Origin of the sequence: Burkholderia sp. 22PA0106 (assembly GCF_047497155.1) — a bacterium.
In the GTDB taxonomy this organism is placed as follows: Bacteria; Pseudomonadota; Gammaproteobacteria; order Burkholderiales; family Burkholderiaceae; genus Burkholderia.
The window spans coordinates 2,993,449-3,018,575 of the sequence record NZ_CP163162.1; the positions used below are offsets into that span (position 1 = coordinate 2,993,449).

Below are 25,127 nucleotides of genomic sequence, written 5' to 3' on the forward strand. Positions count from 1 at the left end.
CGTGCCGCGCTGAAGCGGTTGGGGCCAACCGGCGCCCCTCGTCAGGCATCAGCAGGCGCCCGGGCGAATCGCTCCCGCCCCGAATCCGTTCATATTTCGAAATCCGAACCAATCGCGAATGCGCGGCGAGCGTGGCGCCCGGTGCCACGGCCTGCCGATGAAAACCTGCTGGTCCGGCCGCGAAACCCCTGTTTCGCAACCGCCCGGCGTACGCGCTTTCATCGGTAAACCGTTGATGTGAGCCAAAATTTAGCGAAGCCGATAACATTTGAGAATTATCGTTTTAGTGTGTCTTGCAAAGCTTTTTGCTATGTCCAGAGATGAACCATGCGGAGCACAAAATCGGTGCCAAAACGCACCAGAACGGGCTTCGGCGGGCATCCGCAACCGATCGCCGACAAGCTTTCACGTTGCAAGGCGGCCGCCCGTGCGCACGTGGCAAGACACATTCGCGCGCCGGACCAAAAATAAAATTTATGCTCGCGTCATAAGATAAAAGTCGGCAGCGGGCCGCGCGCGGGTGCGCCGCGTGCGGTAAGGTGCTAGCCGATCCGACCGACACCCACGCGCGCGCGGGGCCGCCAGCCCCCTGCCTGCCCCACTCCGGCGCGCGAGCAGCAGAGGTTTCCGTGGCTTTCTATACATTGCGACAACTGAAGTATTTCGTGACGACGGTGGAGGCCGGCAGCGTGGCCGAGGCCTCGCGCCAGCTGTTCATCGCGCAGCCCTCCATTTCGAACGCGATCAAAGGGCTGGAGGAAAGCTTCGGCGTGAAGCTGTTCATCCGCCATCACGCGCAGGGCGTCTCGCTGACGCCGAGCGGCACGCGCTTCTACCGCAAGGCGCAGGAACTGCTGCGCATGTCGCACGAGTTCGAGCAGAACGCGCTGGCCGACAACGACGTGGTAACCGGCCAGATCGATATCGGCTGCTTCGAGACGGTCGCCCCGCTCTATCTGCCGCAACTGATCGCGGGCTTTCGCGAGCTGTATCCGGGCGTCAACATCCGGATTCGCGACGGCGACCAGCAGGAACTCGTGCAGGGCCTGACGGCGGGCACGTTCGACGTGGCGTTCGTCTACGAGCACGAACTCGACGGCACCATCGAAACCGAACCGCTGATGCCGCCCCAGAAGCCCTACGTGCTGCTGCCCGAAAACCACCGCTTCGCCAGCCAGGCGCAGGTGTCGCTGCGCGACCTGTGCGTCGAGCCGATGATCCTGCTCGACGTGCAGCCGAGCCGCACCTATTTCGTCAGCCTGTTCCATGCGCTCGGCCTCACGCCGAACATCGTGTTCGGCTCGCCGTCGATCGAGATGGTGCGCGGCATGGTCGGCCAGGGCTTCGGCTTTTCGCTGCTGGTCACGCGCCCGCACTCCGAATGCACCTACGACGGGAAGAAGGTCGTGACGATCGACATCGCCGAGCCGGTGGCGCGCTCGGGGCTGGTCAGCGCACGCCTGAAGCGCGGCCAGTTGACCAAGCCCGCGCAACTGTTCGTGGATTTCTGCCGCGAACGGCTCACGGCGTTGAGCGCCGCGCCGCGCGGCTGACGCGTCGCGCCAATGAAAAACGGCCCACTCGAAAGCGGGCCGCCTATGTCAGTACGTCAGGATGACTGAGCAAGCCTCGATGGCTCAGGCCTCGCGCGAGCTCAGATGCGTCACCAGCCGCGCCAGCATCGCATCGCAGCCGGCCAGTTGCTCGACGCTGACGAACTCGTCGGGCTTGTGCCCCTGATCCATGCTGCCGGGCCCGCACACCACGGTGGGCATGCCGGCCTGCTCGAACAGGCCGCCTTCGGTGCCGAACGCCACGGTGCCGAACTCGGTCGAGCCGGACAGCAGCGCCAGCAGTTGCGCGGCTTCGCTGTCGGGCGGCGTGGCCAGGCCCGGGTAGGCGCTGAGCGGCTGGAAGCGGATGCCGGTGTCGGGCTTGACGGCCTGCATCTTCGGCAGCAGCTCGGAGTCAGCGTAGCGGTGCAGGTCGTCGGCCACTTCCTGCGCGTCGTAGCCGGGCAGCGCGCGCACCTCGAAATCGAATTCGCACTCGGCCGGCACGATGTTCAGCGCGCGGCCGCCGTGGATCACGCCCGTCTGCACGGTCGAGAACGGCGGGTCGAAACGTTCGTCGTGATGCTCGGGCGCCGCGAGCCGCGTGCCGATCTCGCCGAGATGGCCGATCAGCTTGGCCGCGTATTCGATCGCGTTGACGCCGTACGGCGCGTAGGCCGAGTGGCAGGCCGCGCCCTTCACGTGGCAGCGCATCGCCAGCTTGCCCTTGTGGCCGAGCACCGGCTTCAGTTCGGTCGGCTCGCCGATCAGGCACAGGCGCGGGCGCACGGCGCGCCGCTCCAGTTCGGCCAGCATCGGCCGCACGCCGAGGCAACCCACTTCCTCGTCGTACGAGAACGCCAGGTGCACGGGCAGCGCCAGCTCGCGCTCGCGCGCGACGAAGGCCGGCACGGCGGCCAGCACCGAGGCCAGGAAGCCCTTCATGTCGGCGGTGCCGCGCCCGTACAGCTTGCCGTCGCGCTCGGTCAGGCGGAACGGCTCGACCGTCCACGCCTGGCCGTCCACCGGCACCACGTCGGTGTGGCCGGACAGCACCACGCCGCCGCGATCGCACGGGCCGATCGTCGCAAACAGGTTGGCCTTGGTGCGCGCGTCGTTGTAGAACAGCTCGCACTCGACGCCGTGCCCGGCCAGGTAATCGCGGATGAACTCGATCAGCGCGAGGTTCGAATCGCGGCTGACGGTGGCAAAGCCGATCAGCCGTTCGAGCAGATCGCGGCTGGACAGCACCGCGCCCGCCTCCGTGATGTGGGCGGCCTCACTCATCGCCGGGCACCCCGTAGCTCGGCGCGGCGGTCGGGTTGATCGCGCGCGTCAGGTAATCGGCCATCTGCGGCTTGTAGGCCTGCCACAGGCCGGCAAGCTGGCCGATCGGATCTTCGTCGGCCCAATCCACGCGCAGGTCGACGATCGGCCAGATCACGTCGCCGGCGATCTTCAGCGCGGCCGAGTGCACCGGGCCGGCCTCGCCGCCCGCCGCCAGCGCCGCCTGCATGGCGGCCAGCAGCCGGTCGGCCAGCGCGCCGGGCGCGTTCTCGAAGGCCGGCACCATCGCTTCGATCACGTTCAGGCCGGACAGCATGTTGCCGGCCGCGATGCACTGGTCGCCCGCCACCGCGTGATACAGCCCGAGCGCTTCCTTGCCGCTGAAGAACGCCGAGCGGCCCTGGCCGTCGATCACCGTGACCTGCCGATACTGGCTCCAGCCGTTCGCCGACAGCGCGCGGTCGAGCGCGGCGGCCGGATCGAGCTGGCCGGCCTCCAGCAGATCGAGGATCTCCGGGCCGAGCGCGGGCAGCGTGACGTTCTGCGTGGCCACCACGCCGACACCGGCGCGGACCCACGGGCAGCGCGCGCCCACGGCGATGCTCGACGAGCTGATCGCGATGCCGAGCTGGCCGGTTTCCTGACACCGGCCGACGATCGAGAAAGTCATGCGTGCCTCCTTAGGCCTGTTGCGGCGTCCAATTGTCGGGGATCACGGCGATCACGTCGATCTCCATCAGCCATTGCGGCTGGCCCAGCGCGGCGATCACCAGGCCGGTCGAGATCGGGTACACGCCCTTCAGCCACTTGCCGACCACCTGATACACCGGCTCGCGATAGCGCGGATCGATGATGTAGGTGGTGGTCTTGACGATGTGCGAGAGATCGCTGCCGGCTTCCTCCAGCAGTTGCTTGACGTTCTTCATCGCCTGCTCGGCCTGCGCGGCCGGATCGCCGAGGCCCACCAGGTTGCCGTCGAAATCGGTACCGATCTGGCCGCGCACGTACACGGTATTGCCGGCCTTCACGGCCTGGCACAGGTCGTTGTCGAGCGTCTGGTTCGGGTAGGTATCCTTCGTGTTGAACATCCGGATACGGGTATGCGTGGTCTGGCTCATGGGTTCAGTTCACCTAAGAATGGGGGATGGCGCTCAGGCGGCGGCGGGCGGCGTCCAGCCATCCGGCACCACCGCGATCACGTCGATCTCCATCAGCCATTGCGGCTGGCCCAGCGCCACCACCACGACCCCGGTCGAGATCGGATGCACGCCCTTGAGCCACTTGCCCACTTCCTGATACACCGGCTCGCGATAGCGCGGATCGATCAGGTAGGTGGTGGTCTTGACGACGTGCGAGAGGTCGCTGCCGGCTTCTTCCAGCAGTTGCTTGAGGTTCTTCATGGCCTGCTCGGCCTGCGCGCGCGGGTCGCCGAGGCCCACCAGGTTGCCGTCGAAATCGGTGCCGACCTGGCCGCGCACGTACACGGTATTGCCCGCCCGCACGGCCTGGCACAGGTCGTTGTCGAGCGTCTGGTTCGGATAGGTGTCCTTGGTGTTGAACATCCGGATACGGGTATGGGTGGGCATCAATTCACTCCGATTTCGCTGGTTTGGGCCGCTTGCGGAGCGGCTGCCACTGCGGCTGCGGCGGCTTCGCGCTGCGTGCTGTCGCGGTAGGTCTGGTACTGGCGCTGGATCGCGATGTGGTCGGCCACGTGCTTGGCATCGTGCCAGACGCCCCAGATGAAGCTCGAACCGCGGCGCGACTGCCACGGCAGGCCCAGGAAATAGATGCCCGGCTCGACCGACACGCCGCGTTGATGCTTCGGCTTGCCCTTGGCGTCGAACGCGTCCACCTGCAGCCAGCGGTAATCGGTGGCGTAGCCGGTCGCCCAGATGATCGACGTGACGCCGGCCTGGGCCAGATCCAGTTCCAGCAGCGGCTGCGTGAGGCAGGCCGGATCGGCCGGGATCTCGCGCGCCTGCGGCTCTTCCGGCAGGTCGAGGCCGTTGCGGGCGATGTAGGCGTCGGCTTCGTCGAGCAGCGACAGGTAGTTCTCGTCGCCACGCGCGATGTTGGCGGCCAGGTCTTGCTGGAAGCGCACCACGTTGCCGTCGAACGATTCGGTCAGGCCGACCAGGTTCACGCCCTGATGCGCGAGGCGGCGGAAATCGACGGTATGGCCGCCGCGCGCGCCGCTGACGGCGATCGTCACGTGCTCGCGGCCCGGCATCGCCGCTTCGGCGTCCCACTTGCCGAGCACGCCGAGCCACCAGCAGAAATCGCGGTTGCGATAGGCGCGCGGCGGGCGGTCGTGCGGGCCGACCGACAGATAGACGTTGCGGCCCGCGCGCTGCAGTTCATCGGCGATCTGCACGCCCGACGAACCCGCGCCCACCACCAGCACGCCGCCGGCCGGCAGTTGCTGCGGGTTGTAGTAGCTGGCCGAATGCAATTGCGTCAGCGCCGGCGAGGACGGCGCGATCGGCGGGATCACCGGCGTCTGGAACGGGCCGGTGGCCACCACCACGCGGGTCGTCTCGATCGTGCCGTCGCTGGTTTCGACCGTGAAGCCGGGGCGGCCGACGTTGCGCACCACCTTGGTGACGTCAACGCCGGTGCGGATCGGTGCGTCGTACTTCTTGGCGTAGGCCTCGAAGTAATCGGCCACGCTGTCTTTCGAGGCGAACGCATCCGGGTCGAGCCCTTCGAATTCGAGGCCGGGGAAGCGGTCGTGCCAGGCCGGGCCGTTGGCGACCAGCGAATCCCAGCGGCCGGTGCGCCAGCGCTCGGCGATCCGATCGCGTTCGAGCACCAGATGCGGCACACCGAGGCGGCTCAGGTGTTCGCTCATCGCCACGCCGGCCTGGCCGGCGCCGACCACCAGCGTGTCTACGACTGTGTTCCCGACTGTCATCGCGCGTTCCTCTGAAAAGCGGTTCAACCCGGCGCGCCAACCGCGGCCGGGTTCGGTTTCTGGTTCGCGGCTTGGCGCGCCGCGAATGGCATGCCTGGAATTCTGTTCAGAGGTGGGGGTTAAGGAAATGATGTTTTTTGTGGTCGCTGGTTAGGAAAAAGTTGCGAGAGGGCGGGAAGCGTTACGGGGCGCGGAGTTGCGGGCTGGAACGGCCGCTGGGAAAGGGGTACGGGGGGCGCGTGGGGAGCGGATTCGGCGGTTTTTTGGCGGGGGGAAATGGGAATTTTGGCGAGATTTTTGTGGGTGGCGGATAGGTTGACCGGGTCAAAAGTAGAGAGGAACGCATCGAGAGCGGGGGCGTCGGAGGTGTTCGGAATGCAGGCGCAACCTGGCTGCGCAAGCTGCTGACTATCACCGGCGTATACCACCGTGGCAATCGGCCTGCGGCCGGTAATTGATACCGTGGAACTGCTCCAACAACTCAGCGGGAATCGCCGGCAGCTCGGCCGGCTCGGCTTTCGGTTTGCGAGGCATACGTCCTCCTGGGGACATGAATATGCCTTGAACACAAAATTACGGACAGGCCCGGCATGGAACCGCAATCACCCCCACCGTGTCCCGCATCCAAGACAACGGGATGATCCGGTAGGTTCCGACCAGCTCGCCCTGTTCGGAATACTCGTACGCGATCGAATCCCGGATGCCGTCATTGTCGATGAACACCTTGATGCGTTTCGGATCGCGAAGCAACCCGCAACCTACGCACTTGAGCACGGCTTCCTTGCATGTCCAGCCGAGCAGGAATGCGACACGCCAGTCGTCGCATCGCGACAGGCACTCCTGTTCGTCTCGGTTGAAGACGACATCCGTTAGCGTCAGGGAAATTGCGCGGTCACACCGCTCGATATCGACACCGATCGAACCACCCTGCCTGATCGCCACCACGATCAGGTCGCCGGCATGGGACACGTTAAAGCCAAGCGATGCATGGGGCGGCGGCAAACCGGGCTTCCCGAATCGACCCGCAACGAACTTGCCGCAGTATGGCTCGCCGTCGATGCAGCGCCCAAGCGCCCGGCGCACGAACGTCCGCCCGGCAACAAAGCGCGTACGGCGGCCGGCATCGGCGATATCACGCGCATGGCCCCATTCCGCACCCGACAACATCCACGCTTCACCGGCCGACGCCTCAGCCCGACTGGCCCACGCCACCATCAACGGATTCGCATCGACGTGATGCATCAGCTCCACCGTCCCCGCCTGGGCCGCGCTCCACGGCAGCGGCCCATCCAGCACCTGTGCCTGGCGTCTCGGCATCCGCCGCCCCGCGCTCACGCGTTCACGGCGCCTTCTGCATCGCTTCGCGGACACGCTCCTCGATGTAGTCGATCATCCGTCCGAACGTGTTGAACGGCGAATTCTCGATGGCCAGATCACGCTCGTTGGCGAGCTGCAAGCGTACGCCCAAGCTTCGGAAGATCTGCTCTTCGAGATCCGCGATAATCGTCACGAGGCTCAGCGAATCGAGCTGCCCGGCTTCCGCGTACAGCTTCGTGTCGCGCCCCTGCGACAGATCTACCGATTGCTCAAGATAAGGATCCTGGCTCTTGATCGCATCGGTCAGCATTTCATTCAGTTGATCCTGCATGGTTGGGCTCCTTTCATCCAAATTTCGAAAAAATCATCCGGCGACGCGTTGCGCCGATCCGTCTTGAGAGAGCAGCCCCCGAATCTCGATGAACCGACCGCTCCTCAGACGTTCATCCGGTACGGGATGAATGAGGTCGAACACATCTGCCGCGCGCTGCTCCGCCGATACCGCATAGCCTGGCGTGCGGAATCGCTCGTTTAATCGGACATGCTCCGGAAACTCCGCGATGCGTGGGCTGAACACGATCTCGCGCGACAGTGCGGTATCGACGTTGCACATGCCCAGCACCGCAAAGAACACATCGGGATGCTCCTCGGCATAGACCCCGCACAGCGCCAGCAACGCAGCCTTCGACAGGCTGTACGGCAACATGCCGGCGCGAAACCGCACACCCGCTATCGACGCGGACGCGACCACGACCTCGGGACGAACCGGCAGCGCCATGAATTTGTCGAGCAGCACCTTGTTCGCCAACGTGTTGACGGCCAGCGTCCGCTGAATATCATCGAGCGAACATTCACGGGCGGGCGTAGGCCCCGCCCCGGAAACGCCCGCATTCAGGTATACGACGGACACGCCGTCCCTCGCGATGGGCGCGAACACCCCATCGAACAGGTCTGTCGTCTCGTCGAGCGTCTGCAAGTCGCACTGCCTGAAGATCATCCTGGGGTGCGCCAGCAAGGCATCGGGCCGACGTCGAGCGACGCCGTACACGGTCCGGTTGCGAGCCAGATAATGCGCGGCAAGCGCATAACCGATCCCTTCGCTGACGCCGGAAATAAATACACTCGCCACGTCACCCTCCGTCATTTCGATGACTGCGATCCCGCGCATGATCGAACAGGCTCAAAACTTGCCTGCCACGAATCCGCCGTCGACGGACAGCAGCGTGCCCGTCACATACGATGCCTGCTCGCCGAGCAACCACAGAATCGCGGCCGTGATTTCCTCCGGGTTCGCGAAACGCTTCATCGCGGTCGATTGAATCTTTTCCTGCGTCGACTCCGGGTTCGCGCGCAGTCTCTCCTCGGTATTCATGCCACCGAGCGTCGGACCTGGACACACGGCATTCACGCGCACCACGTGCTGGCCTTCCGTCGGACTCGCACTCTCGATCGCGGCAACCTGGGTCAGCATATTCAGCGCCGCCTTGCTGGTTGAATACGCGCTCTGGCGAGGCTGACCGAGCACGCCGCCACAAGACGACACGTTGACGATCGACGCGCGCTCGTGCCGCGCCATCAGGCGAATTTCATGCGACATCAGCAGCAGCGGGCCGATCAGATTGATGTTCAGTACGCGCCTCCATTCCTTCAGGTCCAGTTCGCGAACCGCAGCGCGCCGAGTCGTCACGCCTGCGTTGTTGACCGCGAGATCGAGACGGCCATGGCGGGATTCGATCAGGTCGAAGAGGCCGCCAACCGCGGTCTCGTCGGTAACGTCGAGCGCAACGTAGCGCCCGTTCTCGCCGAGCAGCGCCTGCGCTCGACCACCATCGTCCTCGTTGCGTCCAGTCACGTAGCAAAATGCACCCGCGCCGACCAGCGCCTGCGCGACGTTCAAGCCGATGCCACGCGTGCCCCCCGAAACCAGCGCGATTTTTCCTTTAAATGTCATGTTTGGTTTTCCTGATATTTCATTTGAATGAGCTGAGGCCGAAGATAGCGGGGATTAACGCAACAGAAGACCCGATCCGCCAGCGGCTCCCTCTTGTCTCGCAGGCAATACGAATCCCACCGGCAGCGGTCGACTTCGGCCGTGCGCCCCGACAATTCCTTCGACACGAACTGGTGATCCGCGACGATCGCGCGCCCGAAGCCGATAAAATCGGCGTCGCCGCTCGCGACGACAGCCTCCGCCGTCGCGAGGCTGTCGAGGTTGGCAGCGAAGCCGATAGGCAACCGCGTCGCCCGCTTCAGGAACCGCACCGCATTGCGTGACAGCGCCAGCGAATAGTCGCGGTCTCCGAGAAACTTCCCGAACGTCCCGGCCACGCCGGTCGCACAGGTAATCGCGTCGGCGCCCGCCTCCTCGAGCGCCTCGACGACGCCGCCCAACTGCTCCACCTGCAGCCCGGCTTCGCCGAAGCCGTCGTCGATCTGCAGGCGCACGAAGATCGCTGCACGATTGCCTGCCAGCGCACGCACGCGCTGCACGATTTCCAGCAGAATCCGCGCTCGCCCGAGCGGCGACCCACCCCATCGGTCCGTTCGAGAATTCGTTCGCGGCGACAGGAAGCTGCTCAGCAGATAGCCATTGGCCGCGTGGATCTGCAACATCGGTGCGCCGATCAACAGTGCCTGGCGAGCCGCCTCGCAAAAATGGCCGATGTATTGATCGATCTGCTCATCGCTCACCGACGTGACGTCACCTTCCACTGCGCCCTTGCCGGCCGCGAGCGCGTGAACGCCGTAATGCTGAAGCTGGACACCCAGCGCGACGCCAAAGCGCCGCGCGGCTTCGAAAACCGGACGCAGATCATCGGCGTGCGACGAGGAAGTCAGCTTCAGGCTCCGGTCCGTGTACTGCGATGCCGGATCGACCGACGAATTGCCGAGGAATCCGAAACTACATCCTCCCTGCATGATCGACGCGTAGATGTCGAGGAATTCGGGCAGCGGACGCCCCGTTGCATCACACACGTCGAAACCGACGGAAGAGAAGTACATCCGGTTCGGCAAAATCAGGCGAGGCCCGATCGCAAGCGGCGTCGTCAGGTTCGTAAAATGATTCATTGACATGGTAGCGTTCTCGACAATCCGCTCAACACGCCACGAAGCCGCGCTTGATCATTTCTTTCAGGCGCTCCAGCTCCGCGTACTCGACGTGACCGAAATCCCACATGACACCGTCCTCGTTCTGGCCGGCGCGCCTGGCGGGTACCTTAAAGCAGATGTCTCCGTCATAGATGAGCGTCAGGAACACATTGGACGTGTCGCCGAAATGTGCGGCGCTGGTCACGCACGATTGCTTGCCAATTTTCCTGAGCGCAACGATCGACTGCCCCATGCCATCCGACGTCAACAGCGAGATGACTGGCGCACTCGGAAGCGGCGCAAAACTCTCGGAATCGAACAGACACGCGTTGCGCGCGAGCTTGAACTTGTCGAGCCCGATGATGGGCACCACCGAATCGATACGGGCAATCAGCGCACCGCGCTGATAGAACGACGACGAGTAGCGCGCCTCGCGCGGCCGCAGGTCATGCATGCAGGTCAGATCGTCGATCACGATCTCAACCGGATACATCAGCTCCGCGTAGGCATGGAATTTCGCATTGAGCTCGCTCAGGCTCACGGTCACCGTGCCGAGTGTATGTTTCGAGTACGTGTATAGCTGGTAATAGATCGCCTGCCGCGCTGCCTCCAGCAGCATGATGCCGGGCACGTGCTCGTGTGGCTTTCGATAGAAGAAGTAATGGTCGGCAAGATTGACGAACTCGAAGCTCGTCGCACGCGCCGACACGCCGTTGCGCACCAGGAACCCTTCGATCGCGGCATCGCCGACCTGTGCGTCCGACTGCCTGCAAAGGCCTTCGATCACCTGGTGCGGAACGCCGCGAATGATCTCCTCCTTCACGACGTCGGCAAATGGCTTGCCGGTCACGAATCCGCGCTCCCGCACGGAGCTCAGGATGCGCCCGCCGGCACCATCGGATTCATATAGGCGCTCGAGCGCGGCCGCGTCGTCACAGGAATACGCTCCCGTTGATGGCGACATCAGTCGCGACGGCACGGTCTGCCGCGGGCGCGTCAGCAGGACATCGTCGGACGCGTTTTTATGAAGGAGCTTTGGAGAGATTGTCGTCGTATCGGTCATGTTTCTGCTCTACAGTGCGATTTCAACGTTGTATTCCTTGATCCAGCGATTCATCCATAGCGCCATCTCCAAACCGCCACGGTTATAGGGTTGGCTGATATCGGTCGGCGCGCGCCCCAGCAGCGCACGCACCTTCGCACGATCGATCAGGTCGAGAATCGGCGCGGCCGGATCGTCGAGCACGGCCGACAACTCGGCGCGCAGCCCCTGCTCATATGCGCCGTCCTGGGTTGCCGGGTAAGGCGTCTTGACCCGATTGAGGATGCTGTCCGGCAGCAGCGGACAGACGGCCTCGCGCAGCAAGCTCTTCTCCCGCCCGTCGAACGTCTTCATCTGCCACGGTACGTTGAACATGTACTCGACCAGCCGGTGATCGCAGAACGGAACCCGCACTTCCAGCCCGACCGCCATGCTCATCCGATCGTTGCGATCCAGCAGTGTCTGCAGGAATCGCGTCTGCGCGAGATACGACACCTCCCGCATCCGGCGGTCATGCGCGGATTCGCCGTCGAGCACCGGCACTTCGCGCAGCGCATCCTGGTACCGGTCAGCCCGGTAGGCATCGCGATCGAGCGACGCGACAAAGTCGGGCGCTAGCAGCTGAGTTCCGCCGAAATAGCGCGACGAGCCAGCGGTCAGCCACGGGAAAGTCTCGGCTGTCAGCGCGGCCGGATTCCTGAACCATTGATAACCGCCGAACACTTCGTCCGCCGCCTCGCCCGACAGCGCCACCGTCGAATGTTCGGACAACTCACGAAATAGCAGGTACAGAGACGGCCACATGTCGCCCCAATACGCGGGCGGCGCATCCACCGCGTTCAGGATATTGCGGCGGACCGATGCGTCGAGCATCTGATCGCTGGCCAGCAGCAGTTCCGTATGGCGCGTGCCCACGTGCGCGGCAAGATCCCGTGCGAACGGCGCATCGGGTGAGCCCCGAACCCCGTCGGCGGCGAACGCGTCGACGTTATGTTGGAAGTCGACCGAGTACGAAGCCAGCGCGCCGTCTGCCGTCTGCTGTGCGGCAATCGCAGTGATAGCCGACGAATCGAGCCCCCCGGAGAGCAACGTGCAGATCGGTACGTCGGACACGATCTGGCGTCGAACCGTGTCCGACAGAATGTCGTGCACGGTCGCGATCGTCGTCTGCCGGTCGTCGCAGTGTTCGCTGGCCTGAAGGCGCCAGTAGGTTTCCTTTCTGAGCCCGCTGCGATCAAGGATTACCAGATCGCCCGGACGAACTTCGAACAGGCCATCGTAGATGGTCAACTCCGGCGTCTTGACCATGTCCAGCAACTCGCGAAAGCCGTCCGCCGTGACACGCGGCCTCACGAGCGGGTGACGGAACAGCGCCTTCGGCTCCGACGCGAACACGAGCCCGCCCTCGCTCGGGAAGTAATAAAGCGGCTTCACCCCCAAACGATCGCGAATCAGGATCAAGCGCTCGCACTGGCTATCCCAGATTGCGACTGCGAACATACCGTTCAGGTGACGCGCAACATCTTCCTTCCAGTGCAGATAGCCCTTCAGCAGCACCTCGGTATCGCTATGGGTCTCGAACTCATAGCCGACGCGCTGCAGTTCGGCACGCAGGTCCTTGAAGTTGAAAATCTCGCCGCAGAACGACACCACGGCCGTTTTCCCCGCACGATCGACGGCCCGCATCGGCTGCGCACCATAGGCAAGGTCAATGATCGCGAGCCGTCGATGGCCGAGCGCGACATGCCCGTCGATCCACGCGCCATAGGCATCAGGACCGCGATGAACGAGCGAATCCGTCATCATCTGAATCAGATGATTCGGCTCGGGGAAATTTCGTTTGAAATCGATCCAACCGGCAATACCGCACATATCAGCCTCATAATTTAGTTAAACTTAATATTATAATTGCATATACATCTTTCAGAGTTTCAGCAGCACGCTCGTTTCTCTCGCGAAACGCAACCACTTGCAGCGACGCTTACACGGCCTCCAACGCCACCTCTACTGGCGCCAAAACCCGTGTTTGCGACAAGTCCACCAGCAGCGCGCCCCATGCCAGCCCCACACCGAATCCGCACATCACAACGCGTCGGCGCGCCTCGCCACGCTCCTCATGACGACGAGACAGGAGCAGCGGGATGGATGTCGAATTCGTGTTGCCAATGCCGTCGACGTCGACGGGCAGTCGCTCGGGCGCGACACCGAGCCGGTTACGGATGTAGTCCAGAATGAATCGATTCGGTTGGTGCAACGCGAACAGATCGATGTCTTCGAAGTCTCTACCCTGACTCTCGAGCAGCGTATTGATCGCTTCGGGCACACGGCGCAGCGCGAAGCTCATGACCGCAGCACCGTCCATCTTCAAGTAGCGAATCGCACCGGCGCGCTCCTCGTCTTTCTCGTACTGAAGGTTCACGCCGAGCAGGCTCCGGCCACTGCCGTCCGCACCGGATACAAAGTGCAGCACCTCGTCGCCCGCCGTGATCAGCGTAGCCGATGCCGCATCGCCGAACAGCATGCGGACCTGGTGATCCTGCTCGTCGACCAGCCGCGTATTGATGTCGCCGGTACACAGCAACACGTTCCGGCACGCACCCGAGGCCACGAGCGAAGCGGCCTGGATCAGCCCGTTCACGTAACCCGCGCAGCCTGCGCTGACGTCGACAACGAAGCAATTGGTCGGAAACTCGAGCCGATGATGCACCGCGTATGCACACCCCGGGCTCCAGACGTCCGGCGTCTGCGTCACGACGATCAACCCGTCGATCTCGGCCATGTCCGTTCCCCTGCCGCGCATCAAGTGCTCCGCCGCCGCGACGATCAGGTCGGTCGTTGTCATGCCGGCCGCCGTACGGATCGAGCCGATCCCCGTTCCGCGCACGATCCGCGCGACCTCCCGCTCGCCGTAGATCGCCGCGAACTCCGCCTCGCCGATCCTGCCGGACGGCAAAGCTGCGGTGATCGCCTTGACCGAAATACCGGAAATCGTCCTGGCGTCCATGCTCAATTTCCTTTCAGTTTCTGCACGAGTCCGACGAGATCGGAAACTGTGCCCAGCTTTGCCACATCCGGCAGAGTCAGTTGTTTCCCCGTGTGCTCCGTCACCAGCGCCACCACTGACAAAATGGCAAAGGAATCCCACTTTTCGTTTCCGCTCAACATTGTGGTCAACTCGAGATTCGCGGGATCGATATCCAGCGCCTTTGCGATTTGCGGCCTTAGACTTTCGAAATACAACTGCATGGCATTGCCCTCTTTTAAGTATTTTTGATATTGCTGCCCGTGCAGCATTGCCCTCGTCGATACCCGGTGATGCACACCGGGAAGGTCCCAACGCACAATCGAAGACTGCATCAACGGGCCGGCTGCGTATCGTCCACAGCGGAGCGCTCGTCGTTCTTTGGGACAGGTACGGGCTTCTTGCGCTCGAATACGATGGCGGCGATAAATCCGAGTGCCAGCGGCGCGACGGTTCCGTAGAGCGTGATCCAGCAGAAGCCCCGCGTCAGCGCAGCGCGCGCGGCGGCGATCGGAATGCCGCCGGCATCCGCTGCGGCGAAATTGCCCGCCGAGATCGCATCGATCAGATGGCGGCTCTGTGCAACCGCCGACAGCGTATCTGCCAAGCTCGCCGACACGCCCGCCACCAGCACAAAGCCCATGATTGCAATGTTGATCGCCAGCGAAATCATCCGCGCGCTGAACTCCATGCCGGAAGCCATGCCCGCCCGCTCTGGCGGCAGCGACCCGGTAGCGGTATTCGTCACCGGTGTGTTGGTCAACCCGAGGCCGATGCCCGCCACCAGGCAACCTGGCAGCAGCGTGATCCAGCTTGCGTGGCCGATCGTCGCGACCAAGTGGAGCAGCAGAAACCCGGTTGCGATCGTGTACAGCCCGAAAGGAATCACGAAATGCGGTCCTCGTTTGAGCAGCAATCGCTCGGCAAGTGGCGGCACTACGACCGTCGGCAGCGTATAAGCCAGCACGGTCATGCCCGCAGCGACGCTGCTGTAGCCGAGCGCCGCCTGCAAGTAGATCGGGAAGTAAATGACGAACGGCCAGAAGCTGAAGTTCATCCCGCATGCGCCGAGCAACGCCCCCGAAAAATTACGGACACGAAACGCTTTGAAATCGAACATCGGACGCGCGACTCGATTTTCAACAACGACGAACAGGATGAAGCTGACCACGGCGATCGCGAACGCGCTCACGCCGACCGGATTGCCAGCTTCGAGCTTTTGCCCCTGGGTGATCAAATACACCAGGCAGAACACGGACAGCGACAACGTCACCATTCCGCCGACATCAATCTTGAGTGCATGCGGATCGGACGACTCGACCACACCGGCGCGCGCAAGCGACATGGCCAGCGCGGAGATCAACACGTGAATCAGGAACACCCATTCCCAACTCGCGAAGCTCGCAATCAAGCCACCGACGATCGGCCCGAAGCCCAGCCCTAGCCCGAAGATCACGCCCCACCATGCGAACGCCGTGCCACGTTCCGGGCCGCCCTGGAACTGATGAGACAGCACCGCGACCTGACACGACAGCATCGCCGCAGCACTCACGCCCTGCAAAAATCTGGCCGCAATCAGCAACGGCGCGCTGGATGCCAATCCGCAAATCAGCGATGCCAAGCCGAAGACCACGATGCCGATCATGAAGACGCGCTTGCGTCCGAAGCGATCCGCCAATGCGCCCATCGCCACGAGCGACGAGCACATCGCGATCGTATAGGCGTTCATGATCCACTGGAGCTGCTTGAAATCAGCCGGCAATACGCGCTCCAGCGTCGGGAGAATAGAAGGGACGCTGGTAATTTCCAGCCCCAGCATGACCGCCGACAGGCAAATCGACGCAAGTGCGATTTTATTTTTCAATGATACGCCGACAGACATTAGCACCCTCCATAGCTTGAATGGATCGAATACTAGCAGCGTAATTTCACATTTAAACCCATCAAACAAGAATTTCTGCGACAACAAAACTCGATAGACAAAATACAAGATAGAATAGCTATCACCATTCTTATCTCGAAAAATGGACAAGCCCTTTGATGCAATCGGTTGTTACTGACAAAGATCGTGAATTTATACAAAAATTGCATCCCCGACACTACGAGCGATTGGGAGTCGAGAGAAAAGAAGGGGCGCGCTACGATTGAGGAGTCGCGATAATTGCGTTCGAGAAAGGAGTTCGGCGGCCGGGAATCTGCCAGTTGCAGCCCAGCCGCCCGCAGGTCATAGGGATGCTGTGTCCGAGAACGTCAGGCGCGCATTCCCCGATGCGTCAGCCAATGCGCCTCCGGCATCACCGAATCGCGCGTCGTCTCGGCCAGCATCTTCGCCAGCATTGCCTTGTCGAGCGGCACGCAGTACACGGGCCGCCTCCGCTCGAAACGCCATCCTTCGATGAGCGGCCCGGCATCAACCGCATCGTATCCAAGGCTATCCATCAGTCTGATCGCCGTGTTGCGTGCATCGACGTCATCGCCGGCGATCGGCAGCGCGCGACGATCTGGAGCCCCCGCGGGCCGTGCGTCTGGCACCACATCCTCCACCAGAATCGCGTTGAACGCCTTGACGACACGCGACTTCGGCAAATGACGCGCAAGCACGTGAGCTGTCGTCATCGCTCCGCTCTCGAGTTCAGACAGGCGGCCAAAGTGAAGAAAATAATTCTGCGGGTTAAGCACGATCTTGCCCTCGAGCGGCTCGGCCGGCACCGAGCGATAGGCCTGGAGCGGGAGCGCCGCAAACACGATATCGCCCATCTGCGCGGCTTCGTCCACGCGACCGACTTCGCAGCCGAGCGGCTTGCACAGCGCCCGAATAGTTTCCGGTCCGCGCGAATTGCTCAACATAACCTGATAACCAGCGCGCGAGGCCAGCCATGCGATCGACTGCGCCATACGACCGGCGCCAATGATTCCGACTTTCATACTCTCTCCTTTTTTAAATTTTCATCCGGCCGCATTGAGAAAAATCTGTTACCGGCAGCACGGACCAACAACGGCTCGCCATCCAAAACACAACACTCGATTGGCCACCGAATCGCCAACATGACGAAACAAAATAACTATTAAACAATGTTATAGTCGAACACGATAATGACAGAAATTATTTATATATATCGTGAGAAAACTGATCTTGGACGTCGATGCCATTCAGGCATTCGTAACCATTGCAGAATTTCAAAGTTTCTCGAAGGCGGCGGAAGCACTCGGCACACAGCAAGGCGCGATCAGCGTGAAACTGAAACGTCTGGAACAACGCCTCGGCCACAAGCTTATCGAACGCACCCCCCGCCTCGTACGGCTGTCCGCCCAAGGCGCGCTGCTCCTCAATGCGGCGCGTGAGTTCCTCGCTGCCCATGACCGCGCGGTAGCCGAACTGTCCGCCAAGCAACGCCGCTTCAGGCTCGGTATCGCCGAACATGTAGCCGGGCCGGAAGTTCCTGTGTTGCTTGCGCGCCTCTACGAGCGCGACCCGGCCTTGACGATCGAGGTACGTCTTGCCAATTCCCGCACCTTGATCGATGCCTTCGACATCGGCGATCTCGACGCCATGATCGTCCGCCTGGGAGACGATCGCCGCAACGGCTACGACCTCGGCCCAGAGAATTTTGGCTGGTTCGCAGCCCCCGGCTTCAGTCGCAGCCCGGGGGAACCGCTCCGGCTCGCGGCGCTGGCGCCCTGCTGCGGCGTGCGCGAGATCGCAATGTGCGCCCTCAACGAAGCGGGCATCAACTGGACCGAGGTGTTTGTCGGCGGCGGACACGCGGCAGTCACGGCTGCCGTGTCGGCCGGCCTTGCGGTAGCGGCCCTCTCGTGCCGGCTTGCCCCGCCCGACACGATCGAGGTCAGCCAGCGCTTCGGCCTCCCCGAGCTACCGTCGTCGAGAATCGTCCTGCATTCGACATTGTCGGACCAGCGCTCCCGCGAAGCGTTGCGCACGCTCGCCGCGACTTATCGGGAACATCATGCGTCCCGCCCGGCTTCGGCGCAATGCGAAACGCCAATTCTCGATCCCGAACACGCCGTGACAGTCGCGCAAGCCCGCACCCAACACCTGCATACCTGACGTCGGATCGCGCACCGCACGCAATACTGTCGTATCGCTTGAGCCGCCGGGCCAGCCCCACTTTCGCGATGGAGCAGCCCCCTCATCACGAGATCGGAGCCGACTGCCACCCTCCCGCAAGCGCCTTGTATAGCGCAACAGTCGCCGCCGCGCGGCGAATCCGGCCGTCTGCCGCTGCGTCCTGGGCCTGTAATAGCGTACGCTGCGCGTCGAGCACTTCGTAGTAGTCGATCGCACCAGCCGCGAAGCGCGTCTGCGCGAGCTGCGCGGCACGCGCGCTGTCCGTCGCCGCGCGCTCCAGATGCTCCGTTTCGTCACGCACGCGCGCCGCGCGCAGCAGCGCATTCTCCGTCTCCTCGAGCGCAAGCAGCACCGTTTGCTGATACCGCGCGAGCTGTCCCGCGGCGTCGGCGCGGCTCTGCACGATGCGCGCACGCACGCGACCGATGTCGAGAAACGACCAGTCGATGCCCAGCGCGATCAAGTTTGCATCGCTGCCCGTCCGGAAGACGCCATAGCTGTTTGTCATGCTGCCGAGCATGCCCGCCAGCGTGAGTCGCGGAAACAGATCAGCTGTAGCGACCCCGATCCGCGCAGTCGCCGCGTGCAGGCGCGCCTCGGCGGCCGCGACGTCCGGACGCCGGCGCAGCAGGTCGCCAGGCGCGCCCGGATCAATGTCAGCTGCGAGCGACGGCGGCGGCATCGGCACATCAAGCCAGGAGATCAGCGCATCCGGCGCTTGCCCCGTCAGCACTGCAAGCCGATGTTCGTCGACGCCGATCGTGGCTTCATGCACCGCGATGCGCGCGAGCGTCGATTCGAGTTGCGCACGCGCGCGCGCAACATCCAACTCGGAACCGCGCCCCGCACCGAATCTTGCGCCAATCAATGCAAACGTCTGCTGCTGGTTGTCGGCATTCTCGCGCGCGATTCGTAGCCGCTCCTGTGCGCCCCGCAGCTCGACATAGGTCCGAGCAACCTCGGCCGCGATCGACACGCGCACTGCGCGGATATCCACCGCGCTCGCCACGGTCTCCGCCTGCTGTGTCTCGATCCCGCGCCGCACACGGCCGAACAGGTCGAGCTCCCAGCTCGCGTTGACGGCCCCGCTCGAAATCGGATTGTCGCGAGCGGAGCGCGGCGCACCGAACGCCTGATCCTTGCTCAACAACTGGTGGCCAATCTGCGCGTTCGCGGTGATCGTCGGGACGCGGTCGAACTTCGCGTACGAGAGCAACGCGTTGGCAGCGTCGTAACGAGCGAGCGCAAATCGCAGATCCCGATTCGCCGTCAGCGCCTCATCGATCAGGCGGCCTAGCACGGCGTCGCCGAACCCACGCCAAAACGCAGCGTCGGCATCGGTCGATGAAGTGGCAGACCCGCTCCGGACGGACACCGGCCGCTCGTCGCGCACGAAGCGCGACGCCATCGGCTTCGTCGGCCGTTCGTAATCCGGCCCGACCGCGCACGCGGACAACGCCATTGCGGCGGCAATTATCAGAAATCGCATCGGTATCATCATTGGCGCTCTCCTTCGGGCGGCGTCACCGGTTGCTCGATCCAGACGGTCGATTGCCTGGCTTGCGCCAGTCTGCGGATCGCGACGTAAAACACCGGCGTCAGAAACAGCCCGAACAGTGTGACGCCAAGCATTCCCGCAAATACTGTCACGCCGGTGGCCGCGCGCACTTCGCTGCCCGCGCCCGAGCCAATCATCAGTGGTACCGAACCCGCGATGAATGCAATCGACGTCATCACGATCGGCCGCAGCCGCAACCGGCATGCTTCCAGTGCGGCCTCGACCGGGCTCTTGCCCTGGTTTTCGAGCTCGCGTGCGAACTCGACGATCAGGATCGCGTTCTTGCAGGCGAGGCCCATCAGCACGACGAGACCGACCTGCACGAATACGTTGTTGTCGCCACCGGACAGCCACACGCCGAACAGCGCGGCACACATGCATACCGGCACGATCAGGATCACCGCGAGCGGCAGCGTCCAACTTTCGTACAGCGCCGCCAGCACCAGGAACACCAACATCACCGCAAGCGGGAACACGAAGACCGCCGCGTTGCCCTGCGTGACCTGCTGGTAGCTCAGGTCGGTCCATTCGAGCGTGATGCCGGACGGCAACACGTCCTTCGCGATCCGCTGAAGCGTCACGATCGCCTGTGCAGACGACAGCGCGGCCGGGTCCGACTCTCCGATCAAGCCGGCAGCCGGGTAACCGTTGTAGCGCACTACCGGATCGGGACCGAACGTCGGCGTCACGGTCACCATCGAGCCGATCGGCACCATCTCGCCGTTCGCGTTGCGTACTCGCAGAGTCGCAATATCCTCGACGCTTTGGCGATGGGCGGTGTCGGCTTGCGCCATCACGCGGTAGACGCGGCCGAACACATTGAAGTCGTTCACATAGACGGATCCCAAATAGACCTGCAGCGCCTCGAACAGGTCGGTCAGCGCAACGCCTTGCGCCTTCGCTTTCAAGCGGTCGACCTTAACTTCCAACTGAGGGATGTTCGATTGATAGGTGCTCACCGGATGGTACATGCCGGGCGTCTTCGCGACCGCCGCCTGGAACGCGTCAACCGCGTTCTGCAACACGCCGTAGCCGAGCCCCGCGCGATCCTCCAGATAGAGCGCGTAGCCGGAGCCGTTGCCGAGCCCCTCGATCGGCGGCGGCATCAGCGCATACGCGAAGCCGTCCTTGATTCCGGAAAAGCGCGCGTTCAACTCGGCGCTGATCTGCTCGGCGCGACGCGTACGCTGATCGAACGGCTTCAGCAGGATGTACGAACTTGTGATATTCGGCGTATTGACGGACTGTAGCGCGTTCATGCCAGCGAACGCGGGCATCATTTCGACGCCGTCCGTCTCGTGCGCGATCTTCACCATCTCCCGTACCACCGCATCGGTACGCGACAGCGACGCACCTTCCGGCAGCTTCGCGCCGGCGAACAGATACAACTTGTCCTGAGTCGGGATGAAACCTCCCGGCACGGTTTTGAACAGCAATGCCGTTGCCGCGAGCAAGCCGATGTAGACAACGAACACCGCACCGCGCCGTTGGAAGGCCTGCGCAACCGCGCCATGGTAACGGTCCGAGCTTCGCACGAAGAAGCGGTTGAACCCCCGGAACAGCCGGCCGAACAGGCGTTCGAGCACGCGCGACAGCGCGTCTTGCGGCGCATCGTGCGGCCGCAGCAACTTTGCGGCGAGGGCGGGCGACAGCGTCAACGAATTGATCGCGGAGATCACCGTGGAGATCGCGATCGTCACCGCGAATTGCTTGTAAAACTGCCCCGTGACGCCCGAGAGGAACGCCATCGGCACGAACACCGCGCACAGAACCAGCGCGATCGCGACGATCGGCCCCGACACCTCCTTCATCGCCTGGTGGGCGGCATCGCGCGGACTCAACCCGTGTTCCATGTTGCGCTCAACATTCTCGACGACGACGATCGCATCGTCGACCACGATTCCGATCGCGAGCACAAGCCCAAACAGCGTCAGCGTGTTGATGGAATAGCCGAGCAGATAAAGCCACGCGAACGTGCCGACCACCGATACCGGTACCGCGACGAGCGGAATGATCGACGCGCGCCATGTCTGAAGAAACAGGATCACGACCAGCACGACCAGCACCACGGCCTCGATCAGCGTGTGTTGCACCGCACGGATCGATTCGCGCACGAACACCGTCGGGTCCCACATCGGTTTGTAGGCCAGCCCCTGCGGAAACCGCGTCGACAACTCGTCGAGCTTCTCGTACACGGCCTTCGCAACAGCGAGCGCGTTCGCGCCTGGTGCCAGGAAGATGCCGATCGTGGCGGCGTCGGATTGATCCAGGTGTGCACGCAGCGTGTAGTCGCCAGCACCCAGCTCGATGCGTGCGACGTCGGACAGCTTGACCACCTGACCGTCGGCGCCGTTTTTCAGCACGATGCCGCCGAACTCCTGGGGCGTACGCAACCGACCGCGCACGTTGATCGATATGAGGAAATCGGTGGCCTTCGATGACGGCTCCGCGCCGAGCTGGCCCGCAGAAACCTGCACGTTCTGCTCGCGCACGGCCGCGATCACGTCGCCCGCGGTCAGGCCGCGCGAAGCAAGCCGGTTCGGATCGAGCCAGATTCGCATCGCGTAGTCGCCGGAGCCGTACAGGCTGACGTCGCCGATGCCGGAAATGCGTGACAGCTCATCCTTCACATGCAGCGTCAGATAGTTGCGCAGGTAGAGTGCATCACGGCTGCCATCCGGTGAGATCAACCCGATATACATCAGCGGCGTCGACGATTGCTTCTGGGTGGTCACGCCGTACTGTCGAACCTCGTCGGGCAAGCGCGACAGCGCCTGGCTCACTCGATTCTGCACACGCACCGCGGCCGTGTCTGCATCCACGCTCGGCATGAACGTGACCACCACCTGCAGGCTGCCGTCAGAACCCGCAACCGACTTCATGTACATGATGCCTTCGACGCCGTTGATCGCTTCCTCAAGTGGCTCCGCCACCGACTCGGCGATCTCTTTCGGGTTCGCGCCCGGATACGTGGCGCGCACCACGACGCTCGGCGGCACGACTTCCGGGTACTCGCCCGTCGACAGCATCGGGATCGAGATCAAACCGATCGCGAAGATGACAATCGACAGCACGATCGCGAAGACCGGCCGGTCGATAAAAAATTTCGAGAAATCCATCGCCCCTCCGATTGTCAGTGAGTCGTTGCGGGCGCGGCCGAATCGTCGGCGGTCTGCGCGGCGAGCGCCTTCGGCTTCACCGATGCGCCGGGATAGAAGATCCGCTGCAGGCCCTCAACGACCACGCGGTTACCGGACTCGAGCCCGCTCTCGACGATGCGCCGGCCCCCGAACTCGCGGCCGATCGTCACGTCGCGACGCAGCGCCTTGTCGCCCGGACCGATCACGTACACGTACTTGCGGTCCTGATCGGTCAGCACCGCCTTGTCGTCGATCGTCAACGCGCGATCAATTTGTCCACTCGTCAACTGCACTCGCGCATACAACCCCGGCGTCAGCACGTGGTCTGGATTCGCGAGACGCGCGCGCGCGCGAATCGTCCCTGTCGCCGGGTCCAACCGGTTGTCGAGGAAATCGACTGTGCCCACATGCGAAAAACCCGCCTCGTTCGCGAGCCCGATGCGGACCGGGTTCGCACCGATTGCACGGTCGCGCGGTTCGGTACGCTGCCGACCGTAGCGCAGATAGCTTTGTTCGTCGCAGTCGAAATAAACGTAAACCGGATCCTGGGCCACGATCGTAGTCAGCAGCGTCTGGTCTGCACGGGCGAGATTGCCCGCCGTCACGATTGCACGGCCGACCCGTCCGGCGATCGGGGCGCGCACTTCGGTAAAGCCGAGATCGAGTTTTGCGTCCGCGACAGCCGCCTCCGCCGCGTTCAGGTCCGCGCGCGCCTGCGCGTAGGCGGCGCGCGCGTTGTCGAGTTCTTCCCGAGAGGTCGCGCGAGATGCGATCAGTGTCTGCACACGCGTGTGCTGCAGTTGCGTAAGGTGCGCCGTTGCGCGCGCACGCTGTAGTTGCGCCTTCGCGCGATCGAGAGCGATCAGATAAGGACGTCGATCAATCACGAACAACACCGCACCTTTCGCGACGCTATCGCCTTCCTTGTAGACGACGCGATCGAGATAGCCGCTCACACGCGGCCTGAGCTCGACCGCATCGACCGCTTCGACTCGACCGTTAAATTCGTCGGTGACATGAATCATTCGCGGTGCGATCGTCTCGACGCCGACCTCGGGTATAGGCGGCACAGCATCGTGCACTTCGCCCTGACAACCGACCAGCAAAGCCAGCATGCCGGCCCACGACGCCAACAAGCCCGCTTTCCGCGTGTGGCGTGCGTTTCCAAAACCTGAATGGAGAACCATAGCGTTTAGCAATATTTGATTGAATGACTTTGAATATCCGGCTCTCTCCCGGATCGGCCGTGTTGGCCGCAACGCGCGGCAGCCAGCCTGGAGACTTCTCACGCACGGTCCGTCGCTCGGACGACGGTAGGTGCAGAACTGATGCTTATCGTGCGAATGCTTTCTCCTCGCTCGTCAACTCAGAAGCGCGTGTTCTATGGAGGACACGGCACGGCAGTGACGGATCGCCCGACGTCACCGAGAATCCGTTTCAGCGCCGGCCGGACACGAGCACGCTCCAGACGCCGCCAGGCAACCTCGATCCCGGCCGGCATGCCATCGCCCGCGAGTCGTGCGGACGCGCGATACTCGCCATGCCGACTCAAATTCCCATCAAGACGTTACGGCTCGACGAATCGATCATTAATTCGGCATTTATCGATTCGGAGTGCCGGCACCGTGACAACCTTCAATGCCAGCGCGTGGAGGCACCACCTCCGCACCCGAGGGCGACAGCGATTGCGATCGCGTTCCGCTCGAACGCCGCTTCATACGCTTCGTGCAAAGGCCCACGAAGCACACGGCTCGATCGGTCGCGCGGCCTGTATCGTCTGCAACGACGCGGCTTCGGCTGCTCAGCGAAAACCGGCCATATAATCGGACCGCGCCCCAACCGCGATTAACTCGGACAGCAACGACACCGCATGGATGTCAAAAGCCAGCGTCAACGGCACCGATGAAGATGCCGTTACATCCGGAATAAAGCTGCGTCGGCGCGCCCGACGCAGCGAGATAGTCCATCAGCGCCATCGTGTGAATCGTCAACGCAAAAGCGGTCGCCGCCGCCTCGATTTGAATGACATTCGAGATGAGGCCAGCGATTCACTAAAAGCTAACAATTTGCTTTAATGTAGCGACGGGCGCACGCAAATGCAAATATTTTGCTTT

At 63.1% G+C, this 25,127-nt stretch carries 22 protein-coding genes; 3 read left to right on the plus strand and 19 right to left on the minus strand.

Going from position 1 to position 25,127, the window contains the following annotated elements:
* Positions 1-629: 629 nt before the first annotated feature.
* The gene (locus AB4850_RS12915) at positions 630-1,553 is read left to right on the plus strand and encodes a LysR family transcriptional regulator (protein WP_414440200.1); all 924 of its coding nucleotides are present in this window, start codon (positions 630-632) and stop codon (positions 1,551-1,553) included.
* An 84-nt stretch (positions 1,554-1,637) separates the two neighbouring features.
* Here the strand turns inward: AB4850_RS12915 and argE are convergent, their stop codons facing one another.
* From argE to AB4850_RS12995, 16 genes are all read right to left on the minus strand, one after another.
* Positions 1,638-2,840, minus strand: coding sequence for an acetylornithine deacetylase (gene argE, locus AB4850_RS12920; protein WP_414440201.1), 1,203 nt, complete (start codon positions 2,838-2,840; stop codon positions 1,638-1,640).
* Positions 2,833-3,510, minus strand: a complete 678-nt coding sequence (locus AB4850_RS12925; RefSeq protein ID WP_414440202.1) for a DUF1028 domain-containing protein — start codon at positions 3,508-3,510, stop codon at positions 2,833-2,835. Before AB4850_RS12925 ends, argE begins: the two co-directional genes overlap by 8 nt.
* A gap of 10 nt (positions 3,511-3,520) precedes the next feature.
* A complete protein-coding gene (locus tag AB4850_RS12930; protein WP_414440203.1) occupies positions 3,521-3,958 on the minus strand; it encodes a RidA family protein in 438 nt (145 codons plus the stop codon).
* 33 nt (positions 3,959-3,991) lie between these two features.
* A complete protein-coding gene (locus AB4850_RS12935) occupies positions 3,992-4,426 on the minus strand; it encodes a RidA family protein (RefSeq protein WP_414440204.1) in 435 nt (144 codons plus the stop codon).
* Positions 4,426-5,757 carry a flavin-containing monooxygenase gene (locus AB4850_RS12940; protein ID WP_414440205.1) on the minus strand — a complete coding sequence of 444 codons (1,332 nt, stop codon included), beginning with the start codon at positions 5,755-5,757 and terminating at the stop codon, positions 4,426-4,428. Before AB4850_RS12940 ends, AB4850_RS12935 begins: the two co-directional genes overlap by 1 nt.
* A 573-nt stretch (positions 5,758-6,330) precedes the next feature.
* Positions 6,331-7,074: a 4'-phosphopantetheinyl transferase family protein gene (locus tag AB4850_RS12945; protein ID WP_414440206.1), complete on the minus strand. Its 744-nt coding sequence runs from the start codon at positions 7,072-7,074 to the stop codon at positions 6,331-6,333.
* Positions 7,075-7,096: 22 nt separating this feature from the next.
* A complete protein-coding gene (locus AB4850_RS12950) occupies positions 7,097-7,405 on the minus strand; it encodes a hypothetical protein (protein WP_414440207.1) in 309 nt (102 codons plus the stop codon).
* 33 nt (positions 7,406-7,438) lie between these two features.
* A complete protein-coding gene (locus AB4850_RS12955; RefSeq protein ID WP_414440208.1) occupies positions 7,439-8,242 on the minus strand; it encodes an SDR family NAD(P)-dependent oxidoreductase in 804 nt (267 codons plus the stop codon).
* Between the two features lie 12 nt (positions 8,243-8,254).
* Positions 8,255-9,025 carry an SDR family NAD(P)-dependent oxidoreductase gene (locus AB4850_RS12960; protein ID WP_414440209.1) on the minus strand — a complete coding sequence of 257 codons (771 nt, stop codon included), beginning with the start codon at positions 9,023-9,025 and terminating at the stop codon, positions 8,255-8,257.
* The gene (locus AB4850_RS12965) at positions 9,022-10,143 is read right to left on the minus strand and encodes a hypothetical protein (protein WP_414440210.1); all 1,122 of its coding nucleotides are present in this window, start codon (positions 10,141-10,143) and stop codon (positions 9,022-9,024) included. The genes AB4850_RS12960 and AB4850_RS12965 overlap by 4 nt, the downstream gene beginning before the upstream one ends.
* Before the next feature lie 28 nt (positions 10,144-10,171).
* Positions 10,172-11,227, minus strand: a complete 1,056-nt coding sequence (locus tag AB4850_RS12970; protein ID WP_414440211.1) for an AfsA-related hotdog domain-containing protein — start codon at positions 11,225-11,227, stop codon at positions 10,172-10,174.
* A 9-nt stretch (positions 11,228-11,236) separates the two neighbouring features.
* Positions 11,237-13,078, minus strand: coding sequence for an asparagine synthase (glutamine-hydrolyzing) (gene asnB, locus AB4850_RS12975; protein ID WP_414440212.1), 1,842 nt, complete (start codon positions 13,076-13,078; stop codon positions 11,237-11,239).
* A gap of 109 nt (positions 13,079-13,187) precedes the next feature.
* Positions 13,188-14,210, minus strand: a complete 1,023-nt coding sequence (locus AB4850_RS12980) for a 3-oxoacyl-ACP synthase III family protein (protein ID WP_414440213.1) — start codon at positions 14,208-14,210, stop codon at positions 13,188-13,190.
* Positions 14,211-14,212: 2 nt separating this feature from the next.
* The gene (locus tag AB4850_RS12985; RefSeq protein WP_414440214.1) at positions 14,213-14,563 is read right to left on the minus strand and encodes an acyl carrier protein; all 351 of its coding nucleotides are present in this window, start codon (positions 14,561-14,563) and stop codon (positions 14,213-14,215) included.
* A complete protein-coding gene (locus AB4850_RS12990) occupies positions 14,563-16,110 on the minus strand; it encodes an MFS transporter (protein ID WP_414440215.1) in 1,548 nt (515 codons plus the stop codon). The genes AB4850_RS12985 and AB4850_RS12990 overlap by 1 nt, the downstream gene beginning before the upstream one ends.
* Before the next feature lie 368 nt (positions 16,111-16,478).
* The gene (locus AB4850_RS12995; protein ID WP_414440216.1) at positions 16,479-17,153 is read right to left on the minus strand and encodes an NADPH-dependent F420 reductase; all 675 of its coding nucleotides are present in this window, start codon (positions 17,151-17,153) and stop codon (positions 16,479-16,481) included.
* 205 nt (positions 17,154-17,358) lie between these two features.
* Here AB4850_RS12995 and AB4850_RS13000 point away from each other — a divergent pair, with 205 nt between their 5' ends.
* Complete coding sequence (locus tag AB4850_RS13000) at positions 17,359-18,294, plus strand: LysR family transcriptional regulator (RefSeq protein ID WP_414442022.1); 936 nt, start codon at positions 17,359-17,361, stop codon at positions 18,292-18,294.
* Between the two features lie 85 nt (positions 18,295-18,379).
* Here AB4850_RS13000 and AB4850_RS13005 read toward each other — a convergent pair whose 3' ends face one another.
* Genes AB4850_RS13005 through AB4850_RS13015 form a run of 3 tightly spaced genes read right to left on the minus strand, consistent with a single transcriptional unit; the run spans position 18,380 to position 24,200 of the window.
* The gene (locus AB4850_RS13005) at positions 18,380-19,816 is read right to left on the minus strand and encodes an efflux transporter outer membrane subunit (protein ID WP_414440217.1); all 1,437 of its coding nucleotides are present in this window, start codon (positions 19,814-19,816) and stop codon (positions 18,380-18,382) included.
* Entirely contained in the window at positions 19,813-22,992 is a 3,180-nt protein-coding gene (locus AB4850_RS13010; protein ID WP_414440218.1) for an efflux RND transporter permease subunit, read from the minus strand. The genes AB4850_RS13005 and AB4850_RS13010 overlap by 4 nt, the downstream gene beginning before the upstream one ends.
* A gap of 14 nt (positions 22,993-23,006) precedes the next feature.
* Complete coding sequence (locus tag AB4850_RS13015; protein ID WP_414440219.1) at positions 23,007-24,200, minus strand: efflux RND transporter periplasmic adaptor subunit; 1,194 nt, start codon at positions 24,198-24,200, stop codon at positions 23,007-23,009.
* A gap of 687 nt (positions 24,201-24,887) precedes the next feature.
* Here AB4850_RS13015 and AB4850_RS13020 point away from each other — a divergent pair.
* A complete protein-coding gene (locus tag AB4850_RS13020) occupies positions 24,888-25,088 on the plus strand; it encodes a hypothetical protein (protein ID WP_414440220.1) in 201 nt (66 codons plus the stop codon).
* Positions 25,089-25,127: the final 39 nt, after the last annotated feature.